The organism is Serratia sp. JKS296 (genome assembly GCF_900215445.1).
GTDB classification, from domain to species: Bacteria; Pseudomonadota; Gammaproteobacteria; order Enterobacterales; family Enterobacteriaceae; genus Serratia; species Serratia marcescens.
Genome location: NZ_OCMX01000001.1, coordinates 3,620,555 through 3,639,562, shown reverse-complemented (window position 1 = coordinate 3,639,562; position 19,008 = coordinate 3,620,555). Strand labels below are relative to the sequence as shown.

The 19,008-nt window shown below is 60.8% G+C and carries 22 protein-coding genes; 7 read left to right on the top strand and 15 right to left on the bottom strand.

Features of this window, described 5'->3' with window-relative positions; all coding sequences use genetic code 11:
* Positions 1-22: 22 nt before the first annotated feature.
* The 6 genes from CRO23_RS17425 to lsrK all read right to left on the bottom strand — a co-directional run bounded on the left by CRO23_RS17425 (position 23) and on the right by lsrK (position 5,572).
* Entirely contained in the window at positions 23-325 is a 303-nt protein-coding gene (locus tag CRO23_RS17425) for a hypothetical protein (protein WP_033641003.1), read from the bottom strand.
* Entirely contained in the window at positions 322-957 is a 636-nt protein-coding gene (locus tag CRO23_RS17420; protein WP_033641002.1) for an AAA family ATPase, read from the bottom strand. The genes CRO23_RS17425 and CRO23_RS17420 overlap by 4 nt, the downstream gene beginning before the upstream one ends.
* Before the next feature lie 270 nt (positions 958-1,227).
* On the bottom strand, positions 1,228-1,569 hold the full coding sequence (yajD, locus tag CRO23_RS17415) for an HNH nuclease YajD (RefSeq protein WP_016928619.1): 342 nt from the start codon (positions 1,567-1,569) through the stop codon (positions 1,228-1,230).
* Positions 1,570-1,648: 79 nt separating this feature from the next.
* Positions 1,649-2,542, bottom strand: coding sequence for a LysR family transcriptional regulator (locus CRO23_RS17410; RefSeq protein WP_033641001.1), 894 nt, complete (start codon positions 2,540-2,542; stop codon positions 1,649-1,651).
* 59 nt (positions 2,543-2,601) lie between these two features.
* Entirely contained in the window at positions 2,602-3,786 is a 1,185-nt protein-coding gene (locus CRO23_RS17405; protein WP_016928616.1) for an MFS transporter, read from the bottom strand.
* Positions 3,787-4,006: 220 nt separating this feature from the next.
* Positions 4,007-5,572: an autoinducer-2 kinase gene (gene lsrK, locus CRO23_RS17400; RefSeq protein WP_016928615.1), complete on the bottom strand. Its 1,566-nt coding sequence runs from the start codon at positions 5,570-5,572 to the stop codon at positions 4,007-4,009.
* A 193-nt stretch (positions 5,573-5,765) separates the two neighbouring features.
* On the opposite strand from lsrK, the gene lsrG reads away from it, so the two are divergent.
* The 3 genes from lsrG (at position 5,766) to CRO23_RS17385 (ending at position 7,726) form a co-directional block, all read left to right on the top strand.
* Complete coding sequence (gene lsrG, locus CRO23_RS17395; RefSeq protein ID WP_004939559.1) at positions 5,766-6,059, top strand: (4S)-4-hydroxy-5-phosphonooxypentane-2,3-dione isomerase; 294 nt, start codon at positions 5,766-5,768, stop codon at positions 6,057-6,059.
* A gap of 87 nt (positions 6,060-6,146) precedes the next feature.
* Positions 6,147-7,052 carry an O-acetylserine/cysteine exporter gene (locus CRO23_RS17390; protein WP_004939557.1) on the top strand — a complete coding sequence of 302 codons (906 nt, stop codon included), beginning with the start codon at positions 6,147-6,149 and terminating at the stop codon, positions 7,050-7,052.
* Between the two features lie 83 nt (positions 7,053-7,135).
* Complete coding sequence (locus tag CRO23_RS17385; protein ID WP_016928612.1) at positions 7,136-7,726, top strand: LysE family translocator; 591 nt, start codon at positions 7,136-7,138, stop codon at positions 7,724-7,726.
* Here the strand turns inward: CRO23_RS17385 and CRO23_RS17380 are convergent.
* Positions 7,702-8,529 carry an AraC family transcriptional regulator gene (locus tag CRO23_RS17380; RefSeq protein ID WP_097102559.1) on the bottom strand — a complete coding sequence of 276 codons (828 nt, stop codon included), beginning with the start codon at positions 8,527-8,529 and terminating at the stop codon, positions 7,702-7,704. The genes CRO23_RS17385 and CRO23_RS17380 overlap by 25 nt on opposite strands.
* Before the next feature lie 69 nt (positions 8,530-8,598).
* Between CRO23_RS17380 and CRO23_RS17375 the strand changes: the two genes are divergently transcribed.
* The gene (locus CRO23_RS17375; RefSeq protein WP_016928610.1) at positions 8,599-8,817 is read left to right on the top strand and encodes a DUF7661 family protein; all 219 of its coding nucleotides are present in this window, start codon (positions 8,599-8,601) and stop codon (positions 8,815-8,817) included.
* A gap of 9 nt (positions 8,818-8,826) precedes the next feature.
* Here the strand turns inward: CRO23_RS17375 and CRO23_RS17370 are convergent, their stop codons facing one another.
* The 5 genes from CRO23_RS17370 to CRO23_RS17350 form a co-directional block, all read right to left on the bottom strand.
* Complete coding sequence (locus CRO23_RS17370) at positions 8,827-9,675, bottom strand: PA4780 family RIO1-like protein kinase (RefSeq protein ID WP_016928609.1); 849 nt, start codon at positions 9,673-9,675, stop codon at positions 8,827-8,829.
* A gap of 120 nt (positions 9,676-9,795) precedes the next feature.
* Positions 9,796-11,286, bottom strand: a complete 1,491-nt coding sequence (amyA, locus tag CRO23_RS17365) for an alpha-amylase (protein ID WP_016928608.1) — start codon at positions 11,284-11,286, stop codon at positions 9,796-9,798.
* Between the two features lie 112 nt (positions 11,287-11,398).
* Positions 11,399-12,055 carry a DUF799 domain-containing protein gene (locus tag CRO23_RS17360; protein ID WP_016928607.1) on the bottom strand — a complete coding sequence of 219 codons (657 nt, stop codon included), beginning with the start codon at positions 12,053-12,055 and terminating at the stop codon, positions 11,399-11,401.
* On the bottom strand, positions 12,052-12,408 hold the full coding sequence (locus CRO23_RS17355; RefSeq protein ID WP_016928606.1) for a DUF4810 domain-containing protein: 357 nt from the start codon (positions 12,406-12,408) through the stop codon (positions 12,052-12,054). Before CRO23_RS17355 ends, CRO23_RS17360 begins: the two co-directional genes overlap by 4 nt.
* A gap of 20 nt (positions 12,409-12,428) precedes the next feature.
* Positions 12,429-13,100, bottom strand: coding sequence for a CsgG/HfaB family protein (locus tag CRO23_RS17350; RefSeq protein WP_016928605.1), 672 nt, complete (start codon positions 13,098-13,100; stop codon positions 12,429-12,431).
* Between the two features lie 481 nt (positions 13,101-13,581).
* On the opposite strand from CRO23_RS17350, the gene CRO23_RS17345 reads away from it, so the two are divergent.
* Together CRO23_RS17345 and CRO23_RS17340 are read left to right on the top strand one after the other, a co-directional pair.
* Positions 13,582-14,487: a bifunctional helix-turn-helix transcriptional regulator/GNAT family N-acetyltransferase gene (locus CRO23_RS17345; protein ID WP_016928604.1), complete on the top strand. Its 906-nt coding sequence runs from the start codon at positions 13,582-13,584 to the stop codon at positions 14,485-14,487.
* Positions 14,488-14,571: 84 nt separating this feature from the next.
* On the top strand, positions 14,572-15,870 hold the full coding sequence (locus tag CRO23_RS17340) for an SLC13 family permease (RefSeq protein WP_097102557.1): 1,299 nt from the start codon (positions 14,572-14,574) through the stop codon (positions 15,868-15,870).
* On the opposite strand, the gene dapF is transcribed toward CRO23_RS17340, so the two are convergent.
* The 3 genes from dapF to bhsA (CRO23_RS17325) form a co-directional block, all read right to left on the bottom strand.
* On the bottom strand, positions 15,845-16,720 hold the full coding sequence (gene dapF, locus CRO23_RS17335; RefSeq protein ID WP_097102556.1) for a diaminopimelate epimerase: 876 nt from the start codon (positions 16,718-16,720) through the stop codon (positions 15,845-15,847). The genes CRO23_RS17340 and dapF overlap by 26 nt on opposite strands.
* A gap of 113 nt (positions 16,721-16,833) precedes the next feature.
* A complete protein-coding gene (gene bhsA / locus CRO23_RS17330) occupies positions 16,834-17,091 on the bottom strand; it encodes a multiple stress resistance protein BhsA (protein WP_097102554.1) in 258 nt (85 codons plus the stop codon).
* A gap of 192 nt (positions 17,092-17,283) precedes the next feature.
* Positions 17,284-17,541, bottom strand: coding sequence for a multiple stress resistance protein BhsA (bhsA, locus tag CRO23_RS17325; RefSeq protein WP_016928600.1), 258 nt, complete (start codon positions 17,539-17,541; stop codon positions 17,284-17,286).
* A 176-nt stretch (positions 17,542-17,717) separates the two neighbouring features.
* Between bhsA (CRO23_RS17325) and CRO23_RS17320 the strand changes: the two genes are divergently transcribed.
* Positions 17,718-18,362: a TetR/AcrR family transcriptional regulator gene (locus CRO23_RS17320; RefSeq protein ID WP_016928599.1), complete on the top strand. Its 645-nt coding sequence runs from the start codon at positions 17,718-17,720 to the stop codon at positions 18,360-18,362.
* Positions 18,363-19,008: the final 646 nt, after the last annotated feature.

Sequence of the window (19,008 nt, the reverse complement as noted above, 5' to 3'; positions counted from 1 at the left end):
TCAGCCGGCGGCTGCCGTGCGGTCAGAGCTTCTTCAGCAGTTCCAGCAGCTGCGCTTCGCTTTTCTCCGCTAGCCCGTCGATGGCGAGCTTGATGATGTCGGAGCGGGTGATGCGCACGATGCCGTTGCGCGCCGCCTGCACGATCACCTCATCGATGGCTTCGATGTGGTTGTCCGTCAGGCTGACGGAAATCGCCTTATAGGTGCGCTTGCGGCCGGCCGGCTTGGTTTCCGGCGCGGGCGCCGCGACCGGCAACGTGTGCGAGGTGGCGCTGTTGATGAATTCGTCTTCCGACATGCGGTGGGTGGGGGTGCGCTTCTTCACAGGATCACCTCTTTCACCAGGCATTCGATCTCGGCCTGCGCCTTTTCATTGTTCGCCTCATGCACGGTGATGGCTTCGCCCCAGGCGTCGCGGTAAATTTTGCGGTCGCACAGGCGGTTGCTCACCAGGGTGAACTCCGGGTATTCGCTCAGCACCTGCGCCGCTTCGTTGGCTTCATTAATGAAGATGTTGGTCGGGCACATGTTCAGCACGATGTAGCCTTTGACCTTCTCGTTATATTCCTGCGCGGTGGAGAACATCTCCGACAGATAGCCGATGGTGTCGAGGTCCATCTGCGAAGGGCGCAGCGGCGAGAGGAACAGATCGGCGGCCAGCAGGCCGGAGCGCAGTTCGGCGCTGTCGCGGCCGGCGGTGTCGACGATCACGTAGTCGTAATGGCGATCCAGCTCCAGCAGCGTTTCCTTGATTTTGCCCGACGCGGCCACCACCGGAATGTGCGGCAGCCCTTCGACGTTCTGACGGTCGTTGTACCAGGTCATGATTGATTTCTGGTCGTCGGCATCGACGATGATCGCCGTCTTGCCTTGCTTAAGAATCAGATACCCGGCGATATTCACCGCTTTCGTCGACTTGCCGACGCCGCCTTTTTGCGAGCCAATCAGAACAATCATGCTGCCATCTCTCAAGTTATTAAGCGGGTAACTTATTAAGTTAATGCGCTTATTAGGTTGATAATCAAACAGGTTAACAAGAACAACTCGCGAACAATATGCACCAACTGCGGCGGCTTGCCAAGCCAGTATGTTGTTAACTGCGCAGCTTATTTTGCGGTGAATGAACCGGATGGGTAAGTAGGAATTCTCTGGGAAGTGGCGATGCGGAGGTGGGTTTATTAATTTAACAGCTTAATAAGTTAATTGGCTATTAAGCTGTTTGCGGCATTATTTCTTCATCATCGCTTTCAGGTTGGCGAACGGATTGTGGGTGGCGACGCCGACATCTTTCTGCGCGTCTTCACCGGCCACTACCGTCGAACCGTATTGATCGGCCTCGGTGTATTTCGAGTGCTCGTGGTCGTGGCAATACAGACACAACATTTCCCAGTTGCTGCCGTCTTCCGGGTTGTTGCTGTGATCGTGATCGATGTGGTGCACCGTCAGTTCGCGCAGGTTGGAATAGACGAACTCGCGTGAGCAGCGCCCACACACCCAGGGGAACAGTTTCAGCGCTTTTTCGCGGTAGCCGGTTTCCAGCTTCGCATAGTTTTTGGGGATATAGGCCATGGTGGTTGTCCGTGGTGAATCACTATGCGGTAAATAATACCACACTGCGCGCGGCTACAGCGTGCGGCTCATCTCGCCGTTAGCGAAACGTCTCCACCGCCCAGTCGATGAACGCCCGCAGCTTGCCGCTGAGGTGGCGATTGGACGGGTAGACCACGTACATCTGCTCCGGCGGCGGCTGCCAGTCGTGCAGCAGGCTGACCAGTTCGCCGCGCTCGAGGTGCGGCTGCGCCATAAACCGATAAATCTGGATGATGCCTAATCCGGCCAGGCTCGCCGCCAGCAGCGCGTTGCCTTCATTGATGCTGACCGGGTAGCGCTGCTGGATGGCGATCTCTTTGCCGCGTTCGACATAGCGTTGCGGATGGATGCGGTCGTTGACCGGATGGCGGTAGTGCACCATCGGAAAACCCTGTTCCAGATCGCACGGGTGGCGCGGGGCGCCGTGGCGCGCCAGATAAGCCGGGGTGGCGCAGCTGACCCAGTCCAGATCGAACAGACGCCGGGCGATCAGGCTGGAGTCGGCCAATGGGCCGCTGCGGATCACGCAGTCGGCGCTGTCGCTGATCAGATCGATAACGCGATCGCCGATGCTGAGATCGATTTGGATTTGCGGGTAGCGTTCTAAAAAGCCGGGCAGCGCCGGCAACAGCAGTTGGCGAGCGGTGCCGCTGCCGGTGTCGATGCGCAGCACGCCCTGCGGAGAACTTTGCGACTCGGTCAGGCAGCCCTCCATCTGCTCCAAATCCGCCAGCCATTTCACCGTATTTTGGTAATAGCATTCGCCTTCGCGGGTGACCGACACGCTGCGAGTGGTGCGCTGAAACAGCTTGGTCTGCAGGTGATCCTCCAGATTTTGGATCAGCTTGGTGACCGTCGCTTTCGGCATGCCCAGCGAATCGGCGGCGCGGGTAAAGCCGCCGGTTTCCACCACGCGGTTAAATACCCGGATAGCGAGCAAATGATGGTCCATAGGTTCTCAACACCATGCCCCGGCGGTGGCCGGGGCATGTTTCTGCAGATAGATAATGATTAACACTGTTTAGCGCCAATCGCGCCGGAGCGCAAGCTGAGGCCGAACACCAGCGTGGCGGAGAGGATCAGCGCGCCGCCGAACAGCATCGCGCTGCTGACGCCCTGCCAGTCCACCACTTCACCGCCCAGCAGTGCGCCGGAGGCCAGCGCGATCTGGATGACGCACACCAACAGCGCCTGGCCGGCTTCCGGCGCCTGCGGCACGGCGGCGAACATCCAGTTGGTGGCGCACACCGGGACGGCGCCAAAGGCCAGCCCCCACACCAGCACCATCAGCGTGGCGCCGGCGAGGCCGCTGAGCAGCGGCGAAACGATCAAAATGCCCGCCAGCATGGCGGCGATCAGAATAAAGGTGGCGCGCAGGCTGTATTCCCCCAGACGCTCGCCGAGGAAAGTGCCCAGCAGGCCGATGGCGCCATAGGCCAACAGCTGCAGCGAGATCGCCGACGGGCTGAGCACGAACACCTGTTGCAGCAGCGGCCGCAGGTAGGTGTAGGCGGCGAAGTGGCCGATGAACAGCAGCACGATGGCGATCAGGCCGATGCGCGCCATCGGCAGGCGCAGCGGCAGCACCAGATCGCGCGGCGTGACCGGCCGGGAAGGCGGCACCGAGGTCAGCAAACGCAGCTGCGCCGCCAGTACGCCGACCGCCAATGCCGCACCGCCGAAGAAGGCGGCGCGCCAGCCGAACAGATCGCCGATCAGCGCCCCGGCCGGCACGCCGCACACCGCGCCGACCGAGATGCCGCTGAGGATCAGCGCGGTGGCGCGGCCCTGGCTGGCTTCCGGCACCAGATGGCGGCCGTAGTTGGCGGCGAACGACCAGAAACCGCCGACGCAGATGCCCAGCAGCACGCGGCCCAGCAGCATCATCGGGAAGTTGACGGCCAGCGCCGCCACCAGGTTGGACACCATCAGCAACAGCGACAGCCCCAACATCAGTAAACGCCGATCCAGACGGCCGGAAATCAGGCTCAATGCGGGGGCGGCCACCGCCGCCACGATGCCGGGCATGGTCACCATCAGCCCGGCGGTGCCGGTGCTGACGCCGAGCGAGGGGGCGATGTTGGTCAGCAGGCCGATCGGCAGAAACTCGGTGGTGACCATGACAAAACAGGCGACCGTCAGCGAGAAGATCGCCGGCCACGGGGATGATGCAGGGTTATCTTTATTATTCAGCATAATGCCGCTCGTCTCAGGTGAATGCGCAGGCCGTGCGCGGGGCACGGTGTGACCGAAGTCACAATCTACGGCAGGTGCAAGTCGCGGATAAATCCATCTGCGGTGGTTACACTGTTTCTGAGGGGGAACAATCGCGGCAGTGAGTTAAAGCGCGGCTTGCGCCGCGCCGAGAGGAAAGGAATAAAACGGCATAAGGTTATGACCGAATGCCGCGTGGCGCTTACAGCCCCGGCGCTTTCCACAGCGAGGTGGTCAGGCCGTTGTCCACCAGCGTCAACTGATCGGCGTAGACCCGCCGCCAGGTTTCTTTCTGTTCCTGATACAGCGCGTGGTGGGTCATGTCCGGCTGATGCTCGCGCTCCCAGCGCACCAGGCGCTCGCCGGTTTCGGCCAGCGATTCGTACAGCCCGGCGCCGACGCCGGCGGCGATCGCGCAGCCCAGCGCGGTGGCCTCTTTCACCACCGGCACCCGCACCGTCAGCCCGGTGACGTCGCTGAGGATCTGGCTCCACAGCTTGCCCTTGGCGCCGCCGCCGGCGAACACCAGCGAACGGGCCTGCACGCCGGAGAAGGCGGCGATCTGTTCCAGATTGCAGGCGGAGACGATGGCGGCATTCTCCTCCAGCGCGCGGAACAGCGTCTGTTTGTTGCAGCGCTCCGGGTCGATCGACATGTTGATGAACGACGGCGCCGCGTGATACCAGGTTTTGAAATGCATGGCGTCGGAGAAAATCGGCATCACGCCGTAGGCGCCCGGCGGCACTCTGGCCGCCATCTCTTCCAGCAGGCTGTAGGCGTCGATCCCCAGCCGCTCCGCCAGCAATTTTTCTTCCGCGCAGAAGGCGTCGCGGAACCAGCGCATGGTCAGGCCGGTAAAGAAGCTGATGGATTCCGCCTGCGCCATGCCGGGAATGACGTGGGGGTTGATGCGGATGTTCATCTCCGGATCGATGGCCGGCTCCGGCAGGTTGACGATTTGCTGCCAGAAGGTGCCGCCGAGCACCGCCGTCTGCCCGGCGCGCACGATGCCGAGCCCCAGGCTGCCGAGCTGCACGTCGCCGCCGCCCATCACCACCGGGGTGCCGCGCAGCAGCCCGCTCTCCTGCGACGCCTGTTCGGTGACGCGCCCCAGCACGCTGCCGGTCTCTTTCACCGGCGACAGAATATCGGCGCGCAGGCCGGCCAAGTCGAGCAACGCCGGCCGCCAGTCGCGGCTGGTCAGATCCAGCATGCCGGTGGTGCCGGCGTTGGAAGGATCGACCGCCAGTTCGCCGCTCAGCATGTTGGCCAGCCAGTCGCTGATCATGGTCAGCGTCGCCGCCTGGCGGTAGATGTCCGGCCGATGGTGCGCCAGCCACAACAGGCGCGGCATGGCGCTCAGTGCCAGCGTCTGGCCGGAGTGCTGGTACACCTCGCGTTCGAAGCCGTGGTTGTGCAGCTCTTTCAGCTCGCTGACTTCGTGGCTGGCGCGTGCGTCGACGTTGGCGCAGGCCCAGATCGGCACGCCGTTGCGGTCGTACAGAACGATGCCTTCACGCATCGAGCAGCAGGCCACCGCGCGGATCGCCTGAGCGCTCAAGCCTGCGCGTTGCATTGCCTGGCGGATGCACTGGCAGGCCAGCTGCCAGTTGCGGCTGAGGTCAAACTCCATCGAGCCGGGCACGCCCGGCACCGCCAGGTGTTGCCACTCCGCCTGGCCGTGCGCGATCTGGTTACCCGCCAGATCGAAGATCACCGCGCGAATGCTGCCCGTTCCTGCGTCCAGCGCCATCAAGTAGTTATCCATAGCCTATGCTCTCAGGGGGAGGAGTGTTAACTATAGATGCCGCCGCCTTACCCCGCCGGGGGAGGAGTGGGCGTCGCCGACGCGATTTGTGAGCCAGGCGGCAAAATTGCCGTTGCGGCAGGGCAATCGACGGGAATAAACCTATGGTTGGAAAGCGCCATGTTACGGCGCGCCGTTTAAACAAGGAGTTGTCATGCACGTCACATTGGTTGAGATCAACGTTAAACAAGACAAAATTGACGAATTTATCGATGTTTTCCGCGCCAATCACCTGGGTGCGATCGAAGAGCCGGGCAACCTGCGCTTCGACGTGCTGCAGGATGAACAGATTCCGACGCGGTTTTACATCTACGAAGCCTATCGCGACGAGCAGGCGGTGGCAGCGCACAAGCAGACTCCGCACTACCTGCAGTGCGTGGAGAAGCTGGAAGCGCTGATGACCGGCCCGCGCAAGAAGACCACCTTTATCGGCCTGATGCCTGAATAATCGCCGGCGTTTGCCGGTGTCCATGCGCCCGGTTTGGTTGTAACCTGCAAGGCAAAGCGAATTTTCAATGGGATAAGCGGGGCGAGGATGACATTGCGCGATCGGCTGTTGGCGCTGTTGGTGGTGGTGATCTGGGGCGTGAATTTCGTCGTGATCAAGTTCGGTTTACAGGGCATGCCGCCGTTTCTGCTGGCCGGGATGCGTTTTTTGCTGGTGGCGTTGCCGGCGATCTTCTTTATCCCGCGCCCGACGATCCCGTGGAAATGGCTGCTGCTGTACGGCATGACCATGAGCTTCGCGCAGTTCGCGTTTTTGTTCGTCGCCATCAAGGTGGGCATGCCGGCGGGGCTGGCCTCGCTGGTGTTGCAGGCGCAGGTGTTCTTCACCCTGCTGTTGGGCGTCGTGCTGATGGGAGAAAAGCTGCGGGTCAACCATTTCGTCGGCATCGCTATCGCCAGCGGCGGCATGCTGGTGCTGGCGCAGGCCAGCCTGCATAAGCCGGGCAGCGGCGCGGTCCCCCTGGCGGGCCTGCTGCTGACGCTGGCGGCGGCGTTTTCCTGGGCGCTGGGTAACCTGACCAACAAGAAGATCCTGGCCGGTTTCCCGCAGCGTAATATTTTATCGCTGGTGGTGTGGAGCGCGCCGATCCCGGTCGTGCCGTTCCTGGCCTGCAGCTGGCTGTTCGACGGCCCTGAGGTGGTGCTGAGCAGCCTGAGTCATGTGCAGGTTGGCACCTGGCTGGCGGTTGCCTATCTGGCGTTTGCCGCCACGCTGTTCGGTTATTCGGTGTGGGGCAGCTTGCTGGGGCGCTATGAAACCTGGCGCGTTGCGCCGCTGACGCTGCTGGTGCCGCTGGTCGGGCTGTTCGCCGCCTGGCTGCTGCTGGACGAAGCGTTGTCGCCGGCGCAGTTCGGCGGCGCATTGCTGGTGCTGGCCGGCATGGCGGTCAACACCTTCGGGCTGCCGCGCCGCCGGGCCGTCGCCGTGCGCTGAACCGAACAGGGTAATTCTGTTCAATACGGTGTCGGCGGCGGTCGGCATTCTGGCGCCTGTGAATATTTTCTCAGGTGTCCATCATGAATATCTACCTTTCCATGGCCGCGTTTGCGCTGGCGGCTTCCATCACCCCTGGCCCGGTCAACATCGTCGCATTAAGCGCCGGGGCGCAATTCGGTTTTGGCGCGACCCAACGCCATGTGTTCGGCGCCACGCTGGGGTTTACCCTGTTGCTGGTGCTGCTGGGATTGGGCATGCACCAGCTGCTGCTCCTGTGGCCGGGGCTGACCCGCTTGATCCAGTGGGCCGGCGTGGCTTTTCTGCTGTTTATGGCCTATCGGCTGGCGTTTGACGACGGCAGGCTGGGCAACGGCGCGGCGCAGGCGCCTTCCTGCTGGTACGGCGCGCTGATGCAATGGCTGAATCCCAAGGCATGGCTGGCGTCGGTGGCCAGCCTCGGCGCCTTTGTCGGCGATGGCGACATGCTGTTGCTATGGCAGTTCGCCGGGCTCTACTTCGTGATTTGCTATGCCTCGGTAGCCTGCTGGGCCTATGTCGGCGCGATGCTGCGCGGCCTGCTCAGGCAGGCGCGCAACGTACAACGCTTTAATCGCGCGATGGCGGCGTTGCTGGCGGCCAGCGCTTGTTATCTGTTGGCGGAGGGTTTTTGATACTGGCCGGGCGTGGCGGCCAACAGCTGTTTGAAGGTGCGCTGAAAGTGCGCCTGATCGGCAAAGCCGCTTTCGCTGGCGGCCGCGGCGATCGGCAGGCCACTTTTCAATAGCCGATGGCCGTGCTGCACGCGGCGGTTGATCAGATAGGCGTGCGGCGTCATGCCGTAACGCTGGCGGAAGGCGCGGATCAGGTAAGAAGGGGAGAGCGCGGCGGCGCGGCAAATGTCGTCCAGCGTCAGCGGCTGGGTGCAGTGCGCGTCGATAAACGCCGCCGCCGCTTCCAGTCGGCTATGCGGCGGCGTCTCCGGCTGGCGGACATCGCCCAGCCCGAGCTGCAGGGCGCTGAAATACTCCACCATGGCGATCTGTTTTTCCAGTGCGCTGCACAGCGGATCCGTCAGCAGCGCATAAAGGCGATTCAGGCCGTGGAACAGCGCCGGATCGCGACTGAGCGGCTGGCTGAACGGAACAAAACGCTCGTCTTCGCCGCCGAGCAGCTCCTGCTGCAGCGCGCCGATCCAGGCGAGATCGAGATAGAACATGATGTACGACCAATTGCGGTCGGCGATCGGATTACAGGCGTGCGCCTGCTGCGGGTTGATGATCACCAGATCGCCGGCGCTAACCTGCATGCGCCGCTCGCCGTTGACATAGGTGCTGACGCCGCCGGTGATGGCGCCGATGGAAAAGAATTCGTGGCTGTGCAGGCTGTAACACGCCTGGCGGCCATCCGCGATGGCGCGGGCTTCGACGAACGGCAACTGCGGATCGCGCCAGAACTGCGGCGTTTTTTCACTCATACGCTTTCCTTTTCACTGCGGCGGCATCACAGTGTTATAGCCTGAAAGCGACGAGAGGGGGAATGGCGGATGATGATTTTTAACGTGTTCGGCCGTCTGCTGGGCGTGAAGCGCATCGGGGACGAATGGCGGCTGTTCCGCGTGACGCTGCCGGAGCGCAAATATGCCCCCAGCCACGATATCGTGTTGCCGGCCGATCTGCGCGAAGAGGAGATCGCCGGCTATCTGGGGGATATCTATCACGAGGCGGCGACGCCGCAGCGGCCGGAGGTGTTTCGCGTCGAATAGCGCGGCGCGTTACTCTTCCGCGTTGCGCGCCATGAGGCGGCGCTGGTGTTCCTCGCTGGCGGCCTGGATCTCTTCCAGCACCGAGCCGACATCGGCGCGCTTCTGGATTTCGCTGAACCGGCCGCTGAGGGCGCTGTCCGGCGTCAGATTGCCTTCCTGATACAGCGCCCAAATCTCTTTGGCGTATTGGCTGTCGCGCAGTTCCGGCGCGAATTGGCCATAATATTCCGCCAAATTGTTGATATCGCGCTCGAACATGCTTTTGGCGTGATTGTTGGCGGCGGCGTCCACCACCTGCGGCAGATCGATGATCACCGGCCCGTCTTTATCCATCAGCACGTTGAATTCCGACAGGTCACCGTGCACCAGCCCGGCGCACAGCATGCGCACCGCGTAATTCATCATCAGGGCGTGATCGGCGCGCGCCTGTTCCGGCGTCAGGATGACATCGCTCAGGCGCGGCGCCACCAGACCTTCTTCGTCGGTAATCAGCTCCATCAGCAGCACGCCGTCCAGGCAGATATCCGGCTGCGGCACCCGTACCCCGGCCTTGGCCAGCAGATACAGCGCGTCCACTTCGGTGTTTTGCCAGGCTTCTTCCTGCTGCTGGCGGCCGAATTTGGAGCCTTTGCTCATGGCGCGCGCGTCGCGGCTGTTGCGCACCTTGCGCCCTTCCTGATAGTGAACGGCCTGCTTGAAGTTGCGCTTCTCGGCCTCTTTGTACACTTTGGCGCAGCGGATCTCATCGCCGCAGCGCACGATAAACACGTCGGCTTCTTTGCCGCTTTTCAACCGGCGGATGACGTCGTCGATTAACCCGTCATCTACCAGCGGCTGGAGTCGTTTTGGAATTTTCATGCAGCCTTGTACCCTATTTAGGCTCCGGTGTGAATGGCTTGCGCAGTTGATAGCGTAAGTTAGACCCGAAAGGCAAACATTAGTTTTGCCGCCGCGGCATCATTGCGCGGCGGCGGGCGTTCACAGGCTGCCTGTCGGCACCCAGACGCTGACGCTGCCGGCGTTAACCGGGAAATGGGCGCTGCCCTGGTCGTCGGTGGTGATTTCCTCCTGGCGGTTACCGAGGAAATCGCGCCAGGCGGTGTGCGCCAAATCGGCGCCCAGCGCGACCGTCTTGCCGCTCTCGCCGCCGTTGGTCAGCACCACCACGCAGCCGGGGGCCTCGGCGGTGCCGGCGCGGCTGAAGGCCACGCAGTGGCTGTCGTCGAAGTAGTCGGTTTGCGGGCCGTTGGCGAAGCGCTGGCGGGCGGCGATCAGTTTCTCCAGCTCCGGGATCGCCGGCATGTCGATCTGGTATTCGCCGCCGTCGCGCCCCTTGTCGCGGTAGCTGGCGCCATACAGGTCGGGGTAAAACACGCAGGGTACGCCCTGTTCGCGCAGCAGGATCAGCGCATAGGCCAGCGGTTTGAACCAGGGTTCCACCGGCGCTTCCAGCGATTGCAGCGGCTGGGTATCGTGGTTGGCGACCAGCGTCACCGCGTGGGCCGGATCGGCGGCGGTCAGGGTATCGGTGAAGATCTGCGCCATGTCGAAGCCGTCGCCCTGTTTCGACGCCTGATGAAACTTCAGGTGCAGCGCCACGTCGAACAGCATCACCTTGCCGTCCACCAACTCGATATATTGTTGCAGCGCGCCGAGATCGTGCGACCAGTATTCGGCAACGATAAACAGGTCGCGCTGCGCGCTGCCGCGCACGTGATCCGCCCACTCTTTGAAGAACCAGGCGGGAATGTGTTTGGCGGCGTCAAGGCGGAAGCCGTCGCACGGCAGCGTGTCCAGCAGCCAGCGCGCCCAGTATTTGAGCTCCTCCGTCACCGCGGCGTTGCGGAACTCCACGTCGGCGCCCATCAGGTAGTCGTAGTTGCCTTTCTCGTCGTCGACCTGATCGTTCCAGCCGTCGTCGCCGTAGTCGTTGGCGATTTTAAACACCCCTTTGTCGTCCGGCTGCTCAACATAGTCGACGCCGCTGAAGCATTTGTAATCCCAGATAAACTCGGAATGCACGCCCTGGCGACCGGGAAAGGTGAAGCGGGTGTAGGCCAGTGCGTCGAAGCCCTGGTCGTCGATATCGTTGCGGTTGTTGGCGTCCACCTTGAACACGTGTACCCGTTCTTTTTCGTCCGCGCCGAGCTTGTGGTTGAACACCACGTCGTAGATCACCCCCACGCCGTGTTCGCGCAGCGTAGTGGCGGCATGTTCCAGCGCCGCCTTGTCGCCGTATTTGGTGGCCACGCTGCCTTTCTGGTCAAATTCGCCCAGATCGAACAGATCGTAGGTGTCGTAGCCGACGGAGTAGCCGCCGGAAGCGCCCTTGCAGGCGGGGGGCAGCCACAGATCGGTGATGCCCAGTTCGGCCAGGTGCGGGGCGCGCTCGGCGGCCTCCTGCCACAGTTTGCCGCCGTCGGGGTAGTACCAGTGGAAGAATTGCAGCAGGGTGGTTTTTTTCGTCATGAGCCAGCGTCCCGGTTAGCCAGAAGGAAAGGAGCAGTTAAAGCATGGGCTACTTTTGGCAAAAGGGACAAGTTTGGCATAGGCGGCCCGAGAAGGCCGCCCGAGAGACTGCTTAACGCTGGCTGGCGTAATGAGGCGAGCGCGGGCCATAAAGAATGGCGCCGTTCTGACCTGTTGCCGACAGGAGGCGAGTGTTGGCGATGGCACCAATGTCGAACCCTTTATCGCTGATGGTATCCGCGATTTGTGAAATCGCGGCGCTGATCACCATGCCCAGCAGGCCACCGGAATTGTTGTTGCCTTCGTTGCTGGATGCGGTGGCGGTGCCGGCCCACAGCTGTTTGCCGTTGCGCAGGTCAACCAGGCGAGCGGCTACGGTAACGCGAGTTTCGCTGCTGATCACCATGTAGCTGGTACCGTATTGCGTGACATCCAGGTACAGCACGGTGTCGGCGCCGAAAATCTGGTGCAGTTTTTTCGGACTGACGGCGCGGATGTCGTTGGCGTTGGTTAGACCGTTTTGCAGGAAGGTTTCCTCCACTACAGCGACCGGCATCACATAGTAACCGGCCTCGGCCAGCGGTAAGGTTGCACTGGCGAGCACGCTGTGGCTGGCTTTGACATCCGGCGACTGATTCATCGGCGGCAAGACCAGGATCGACTTCGGCTTGCTCTCATGGAATGCCGCATAGTCATAAGGCGTTTGCTTGGCACAGCCGCTCAGCAACAGGATGGCGGTAACGCTGAGGAAAGTGAGTACACGCTTCATTTAAAGCTCCCCTTATCCTTGGCCATCAGGAAATTCATAAACGGTGCCGATTCCGGGAACAGCGTTTTTTCCGTGTTGAATTCACTCATGGCTTGTCCGTCGTTGCCGGTTTTGCTGTACAGCAGCCCCAGTTGCGCATGCAGCCCCGGCGGTACGGCTTTATCCTTGGCGCGGGATTTCTCGACGATCTCTTTCAGCGTAGCGATCTGCTGCTCAGGGCTTTGCCCATCCTGCTGGTAGTATTGATAAAGAGAAGTTTGGTAGCCATCCCAATTGTAAAGCGTTTTCGGCGCGGCGCAGCCGGCCAACAGGGTCGCTGCAAACAGCGCCCCGCCCATTTTTTTAGTTATCATCTTTCTCTGCTTCTAGTCCGTTAGTTAGCAGGGCGCCATGCGCCGTTTTCGATACCGGTAACCAGGTTATTGACGGCTTCACGCACGGCCAGATCCAGCACCTTGCCGTTAAGGGTGGAGTCGTAGCTGGCGGTGCCCCCGAAACCGATGATTTCGCGATTGGACAGTTCGTATTCACCGGCGCCCTGAGAGGAATAGACGACTTCTGAAGTCTGTACGTTCACGACGTTCAGATTGACTTTGGCGTAAGCGACCTGTGATTTACCACGGCCCAAAATGCCCCACAGCTGATGATCGCCGACTTCTTTGCGGCCGAATTCGGTGACATCGCCGGTAATCACATAGTTGGCGCCTTTCAGCGTTTGTGCTTTCCCTTTAATGCCGGCTTCAGTTTTCAACTCTTCCATGTTGGCGCGGTCCAGCACGTTGAAACGGCCAGTCTGCTGCAAATGCGTGATCAGGATAGTCTTGGACTGATTGCCCAGCCGATCGACGCCATCGGAGAAGATGCCATTCATGTAGCTGGAGCGGTTGTCGAATTTACCGACGGCGATAGGGCTGCGTGGGCCCTGATAAGTGGTGTTGTAGGAAGCCACTTTCGGCACTTCCAAAGAGCGGGAGGATTCGGTCGCACAGCCCGCCAGCAAAGTGACGGAAAGGGCGACGGAACAGACGGCGAGTGATTTTTTCATTGGCATGCGATCTCTCCATGAGCATAAAACAGCGCGGGAGCAACCCGCGCCCGATGTTTCCATAACGAGCGTTGTCGCCGTTATGGAAGCGTCGCGATCCTGCCATGAATATGTAACAAATTACAACAAGATATCGGCATTAATGCCGCTATTAACATTGTTGTAACCTATTGTAATGCAATGGATTGATATCGATTTCTTCTCTTAACCGCAGATTTTTTCACGATTGTATGTTTTTTAACTGGTTTATTGTTTTATCAACATTAAATTAATGAATTTTTATTCTGATTTTTTTGAATTAATCAGTTTACTGTATTGGGTAATGTAACGTTTTGCATCAGCTCCTCTGTTACACCGGGGTTCATGGCGGCTTGATGATCCGTTAAGGTAGTGAGAATTAGGTAACACTATCAACCAAATCTCATTTTTTATCGGTAGTTAATTGGGGATATCAATTGTGAACATCAGGGATTTCAGAGCATTGGCGCGCAGTTTGGTCAGAGAATTCGGCATGTTGAACAAGCAGAGCAACGGCTCGCGCTTTTCGCCGCTGCAGATCCATCTGATGATCGAAGTCAGCGAGCAGCCGCTGGGCGTCACCGAGCTGGCGGCCCGGCTTTGCATCGACAAGGCCAGCGCCAGCCGGGCGCTGCGCAGCCTGGTGGCCGCCGGCGTGATAGAAACGGTGGATCATCCAGATGACAAGCGGCACAACCTGCATCGGTTGAGTAAACAGGGCGGCAAGACGCTGGCCGGCATTGAGAGCGACGCCGACGGTTTTATGCAGGCGGCGCTGGCGCAGTTGGACGACGATGAGCTGGCGAGCACTACCGCGGCGATGAAAAAGATGACCGCGGCGCTGCGCAGCGCGCGCAAACAGCGCGACGCCAACCTGCGGGTGCGGCCGATCGTCGAGCGCGACGATGCGGCGATGGCGGCGATCATTCGCGACGTGTTTCGCGAGTACGGCATGGACAAAATGGAAGGGGTCAGCCTGCACGATCCGGATCTCGATCGGCTGACCGGTCTGTATCGCGACAACGGCGGCCACTACTGGGTGCTGGAGCGCGGCGGGCAGGTGGTGGGGGGCGTCGGCATGGCGCCGCTGGCCGGCGAAGAGCCCGGCTATTGCGAGTTGCAAAAACTGTTTTTCAAACCCGGCGCGCGCGGGTTGGGCATGGCGCGCCATATGGTGGTGCAGGCGCTGAAGGCGGCGCGGGCGGCGGGGTATCGCTACTGTTACCTGGAAACCACCGAACAGTTGAAAGAGGCGATCGGGTTGTACTACGCGCTGGGGTTCACGCTGTTGACGGAACGGCGCGGCAATACCGGCCACCACGGCTGCAATGTGTGCATGCTGAAAAATCTGCAGAACGACGATATGTGAGCGGTTTCAAGGTTAACGCCCGCGCCTTGTGTCACCCTGTTAACCGTTTGATAACAATCACAACGTTTTATCAGGGAGGAAACTATGTTGGGGGATCCGATGGCGCTGTCCGCGCTGGTCACGCTGGTGGTCATCGCGCTATGGGCCAGCGCCCGCCTGCCGGAGTATTTGGTCGCGCTGCTGTTCTTTGCGGCGGTGATGGTATTGCAGCTGGCGCCCGCCGCGGTGACCTTTTCCGGTTTCGCGTCCTCCGCATTTTGGCTGGTGCTCAGCGGCTTCGTGTTGGGCACCGCCATCCGCAGCACCGGTTTGGCGGATCGCCTGGCCAACCGACTCTTGCCGCATCTGGCCGGTTCCTGGCCCCGCCTGGTGGGCGGCGTGGTGGCGATAAGCTACGCGCTGGCGTTTGTCATGCCCTCCAACATGGGTCGAATTACGCTGCTGATACCGATCGTCATGGCGTTGGCCGATCGCGCCGGTCTGGCGGAAGGCTCGCGCGGCCGCATCGGTTTGGCGCTGGCGGTGGGGTTCGGCACCTTCCAGCTCTCCGCCAGCATCCTGCCGGCCAACGTGCCCAATCTGGTGATGAGCGGCGCAGCGGAAAGCGCCTACGGCAGCCACTTCGCTTATCTTTCTTACCTGTTGTTGCATGCCCCGGTGCTCGGGGTCGCCAAAGGCGCGCTGCTGACGCTGTGCATCTGCGGCCTGTTCCGTGCGCGGCCGCAGCCGGTGGCGGCCGAGGCGGCGCAAACCCCGCTCAGCGCCGCCGAGTGGCGGCTGATCGCACTGTTGGGCATTACGGTGCTGCTGTGGATGACCGACAGCTGGCACGGCATCGCTCCCGCCTGGATCGGGTTGGCGGCGGCCTGCTTCTGCCTGTTGCCGCGCATCGGTTTTCTCAACGGCGAGCAGTTCGCCGCCGGGGTTAACGTGCGCACCTGTATCTACGTGGCGGGGATCCTGGGGCTGACCGCGCTGGTCAGCCACTCCGGTCTCGGCGATCGGCTGGGCGGTGCGCTGCTGGCGATGATGCCGGATCTGCATGGCAAACCGTTCGCTGCGTTCGGTTCGCTGGTGGGGATCACCGCGTTGCTGAATTTCGTGGTGACCGCCAACGGCGTGCCGGCGCTGTTTACTCCGCTGGCGCAGGCGTTGTCCGCGGGCAGCGGCCTGCCGCTGCTGACGGTGCTGATGACCCAGGTGATCGGCTATGCCACGCCGCTGCTGCCGTATCAGGCTTCGCCGATCGTGGTGGCGATGGGGATGGGCAAAGTGCCGGCGCGTGAAGGGTTGAAGCTGTGCCTGCTGTTGGCCGCGCTCAGCTTTGCGCTGCTGGTGCCGTTGGACTATCTGTGGTTCAGGCTGCTGGGGTGGATCCCGTAAACAGCTCCGCGCCGCCGGCAAAACAATCTTCGTCCAGCGTCAGGGTGGCGATTTTATGCACCGGTCCGCGCATGCTGACCTGAAAATCGCCGCTGAAGGCGATCTGCAGTTCGCCGCCCGGCATCCGCACGCTAACCCGATCGTCGACTCGTCCCAACTTGCGCATCACGCTGGCGGCGGCGCAGCTGCTGCTGCCGGAGGCGAGGGTAAAGCCGGCGCCGCGCTCCCAGATGCCGATGCGCAGCGTCTGGCGATCGACTACTTCCACCAGTTGTACATTGGTGCGTTTCGGGAACAGCGGATGGCGTTCAATCTGCGGTCCGAGCCGATGCACCTGCGCCAGATCCAGTTTTTCCACCGGCACCACGCAGTGCGGATTGCCCATCGACACCAGCGAAACGCTTAACGTCGCCTCCCTCAGGGGCAGCGGATAGTTCAGCGCCTCCGGCAGATCGATCAACGCCGGCAGCGCCGCCGGGCTGAAATTGGCGCCCCCCATCTCCACGGTTATCTGATGCGCGTCTTCCGCCACCTGGCAACGCACGTCGCCGCCGGCGGTGTGCACCAGAAACGGCTGATGCGCCACGCGCTTGCTGTCGAACAGATAGCGCGCGTAGATACGCAGACCGTTGCCGCTTTTCTCCGCTTCGGAGCCGTCCGGGTTGATGATGCGCAGGGTGGGATTGACGGCGTCGCCGCTGTCGATCAGCAGGCCGTCGGAACCGATGCCGTAATGCGGGTGGCACAGCAGGCGGATCTGTTCCTGGCTCAGACGTTCGGCGACCGAACGGTGGCAGACCAGGTAGTCGTTGCCCAGACCGTGATATTTGTGGAACAGCAGGGGAGTCATGGCGTTGCTCGGCTCAGCGGGAAAAGGTCGCTACAGCTTACAACAGAACGTTGGCGTTAAAGCAAACAAAAGGCGGCCTGAGCCGCCCTTTTGCACGATTGCCGATCCGGCGATTAATTGTAGATGATCGCGGTGCCGTGCAGTTTGTTGTCACCGGTGGTGGCGATGATCTGGAAAGATTTGGCGCCCGCCGCGTCGGCTTTGGCCGCCAGTTTGTTTTCCAGGCTGCTCAGGTCGGACGCGCCGCTGACGGTGACGACGCCGGCTTTTTGCAGGTCGGCGGGTTGCGCGTTAACCAGATCGGCGGCGAAGCTGCCGAAAGAGACGGAGGCCAGTGCGATGGCTGCGATGATCATTTTCATGTTTTTCATGGTCTTATTTCCTATCTTTGTTCTTTACGATATTTGTTTTGTAAGGTCGTTAAATTAATTAACGATCGATAATTTAATGTTAGATGCCGGTTTGACGGATTGCAAGTATTTTTTTAATGCTCATTAATTAATTTTTTTTATACCCTGGCGTCGGGAGCCGAAATTATCGCGATCCGCTGGTTTAATACCTTGTTATTGATAGATTTCTGCGGTTCCGTGCAGCTGGTTGTTACCGCCGGCGCCGATGATGCGGAAGGATTTTGCACCGGCCTGATCGGCTTTGGCGGCCAGGCTGTTTTCCAGCGAGGTCAGATCGGATGCGCCGCTGACGGTAATGACGCCCACTTTCTGCTGGTCAGCCGGTTGGTTCTGAACCAAATCAGCGGCGAAGCTGCCGAAGGAAACGCTGGCCAGAGTGAGGGCTGCTAAGGTTAATTTTAAGTTTTTCATAATGTTAATTCCTTTCCGATAACGGTGAATAGAGGGGTTGAATCCGCTTCGCTAAATTATCTTAACGATCGATAACTAAATGTTAATCGGTTCTCGACGAGCGCGCAATATTTTTTTATAATGATCGTTAAGTTATTTGTGCTAACCCTGCCGTGGAGCGGGATAGGAGAGGAACGATGAGTATCAATGAAGCGGTCTGCGGCAAGAAAAGCCGCGGCAGACCGAAACAATTTGATCGCGATCGGGCGCTGGAAAGCGCGCTCGATCTGTTCTGGCGGCACGGTTATGAAGCCACCTCGCTGGCCGATCTGGTGGAAGTGACCGGCGCCAAGGCGCCGACGCTGTATGCGGAATTCGGCAACAAGGAAGGGATGTTCCGCGCGGCGGTGGAACGCTATTTGCAAAAATACACCACCTGCACCAACCAACTGTTGGAACAGGCGTTGCCGGTGGCCGAGATCGTCGAGGCCTACGTGCGTTCTTCCGTCGAAGTGTTTACCGACCCCGATACGCCGTCAGGTTGTTTTATGGTGTGCGCCTCCGCCGCGCTGTCGTCCGCGTCCGACGACGTCGCCCAGATGCTGCGCAAAAAACATCATGCCCAGGAAGCGGCGCTGAAAGCCTGCTTCGATCGCAAGGTGCAGCAGGGTGAACTGCTGGCGAAGACCGACACCGCGCTGCTGGCGAAGTACGTCATTTGCACCATTGAAGGCATGTCGGTGCAGGCGCGCGAAGGGGCAAGCCGCGGCGATCTGCTGCGGTTGCTGGAGGCGTTGATGCTGGTGTGGCCGCGGCTCAGCCAGATTGGCAATAAGGTGTAGAAACAGGCCCGGTTTTCACCGTAATGCCGATCAGTTAAGCCTGAGTGGCATTTTTTTATCCAGCCTCTGGGCGTTCTGTGCAGGGGAATTGCCGTAAATGTCCCGCATTTCTCTGTGGCCAATACGAACGGCAATTGGAGGGGCCGATGGCGCGGCCCCTCCACCCGCGCCTTTGCTTAACACCGTCTGTCCGCTGTGCGGATGCCCTCGCCGCGTCTGCATTGTCGGGCGGGTCGGCTGCGACAAACGTCCCTGTTAGTCTCGCCTCAACCGGCCTTCCCTGGCCGGTTGCCCCTGACAATGCCGTCTTGCTCGGCAGCCGGTGATGCGCGCCAAAGGTCAACCCCCGAGCTGGCTGCTACCGGGCAACCCATATATCGCAAAGAAGAGGAATCGGAGATGAGCACGGTATTGGACGCCCTTGAAGACGCCGAACGCAGGCATAGCGCATTAGGCGAAACCGCCATGGACGGCGGTTTCAGGTGAGACAGGCAGGGACGCCTGTCGCAGCCGGCCTCAATGCGGTATGGCGGAGAGAGGACAAATCTGCCTGGAGCAGATTTGAACGCTGCTTGCAGCGGCCCCGAAGGGGCGAGGCCCAGGGATGGGCCGAGTAACGTTGGCAAAGCCAACCGTCTGATAGGGC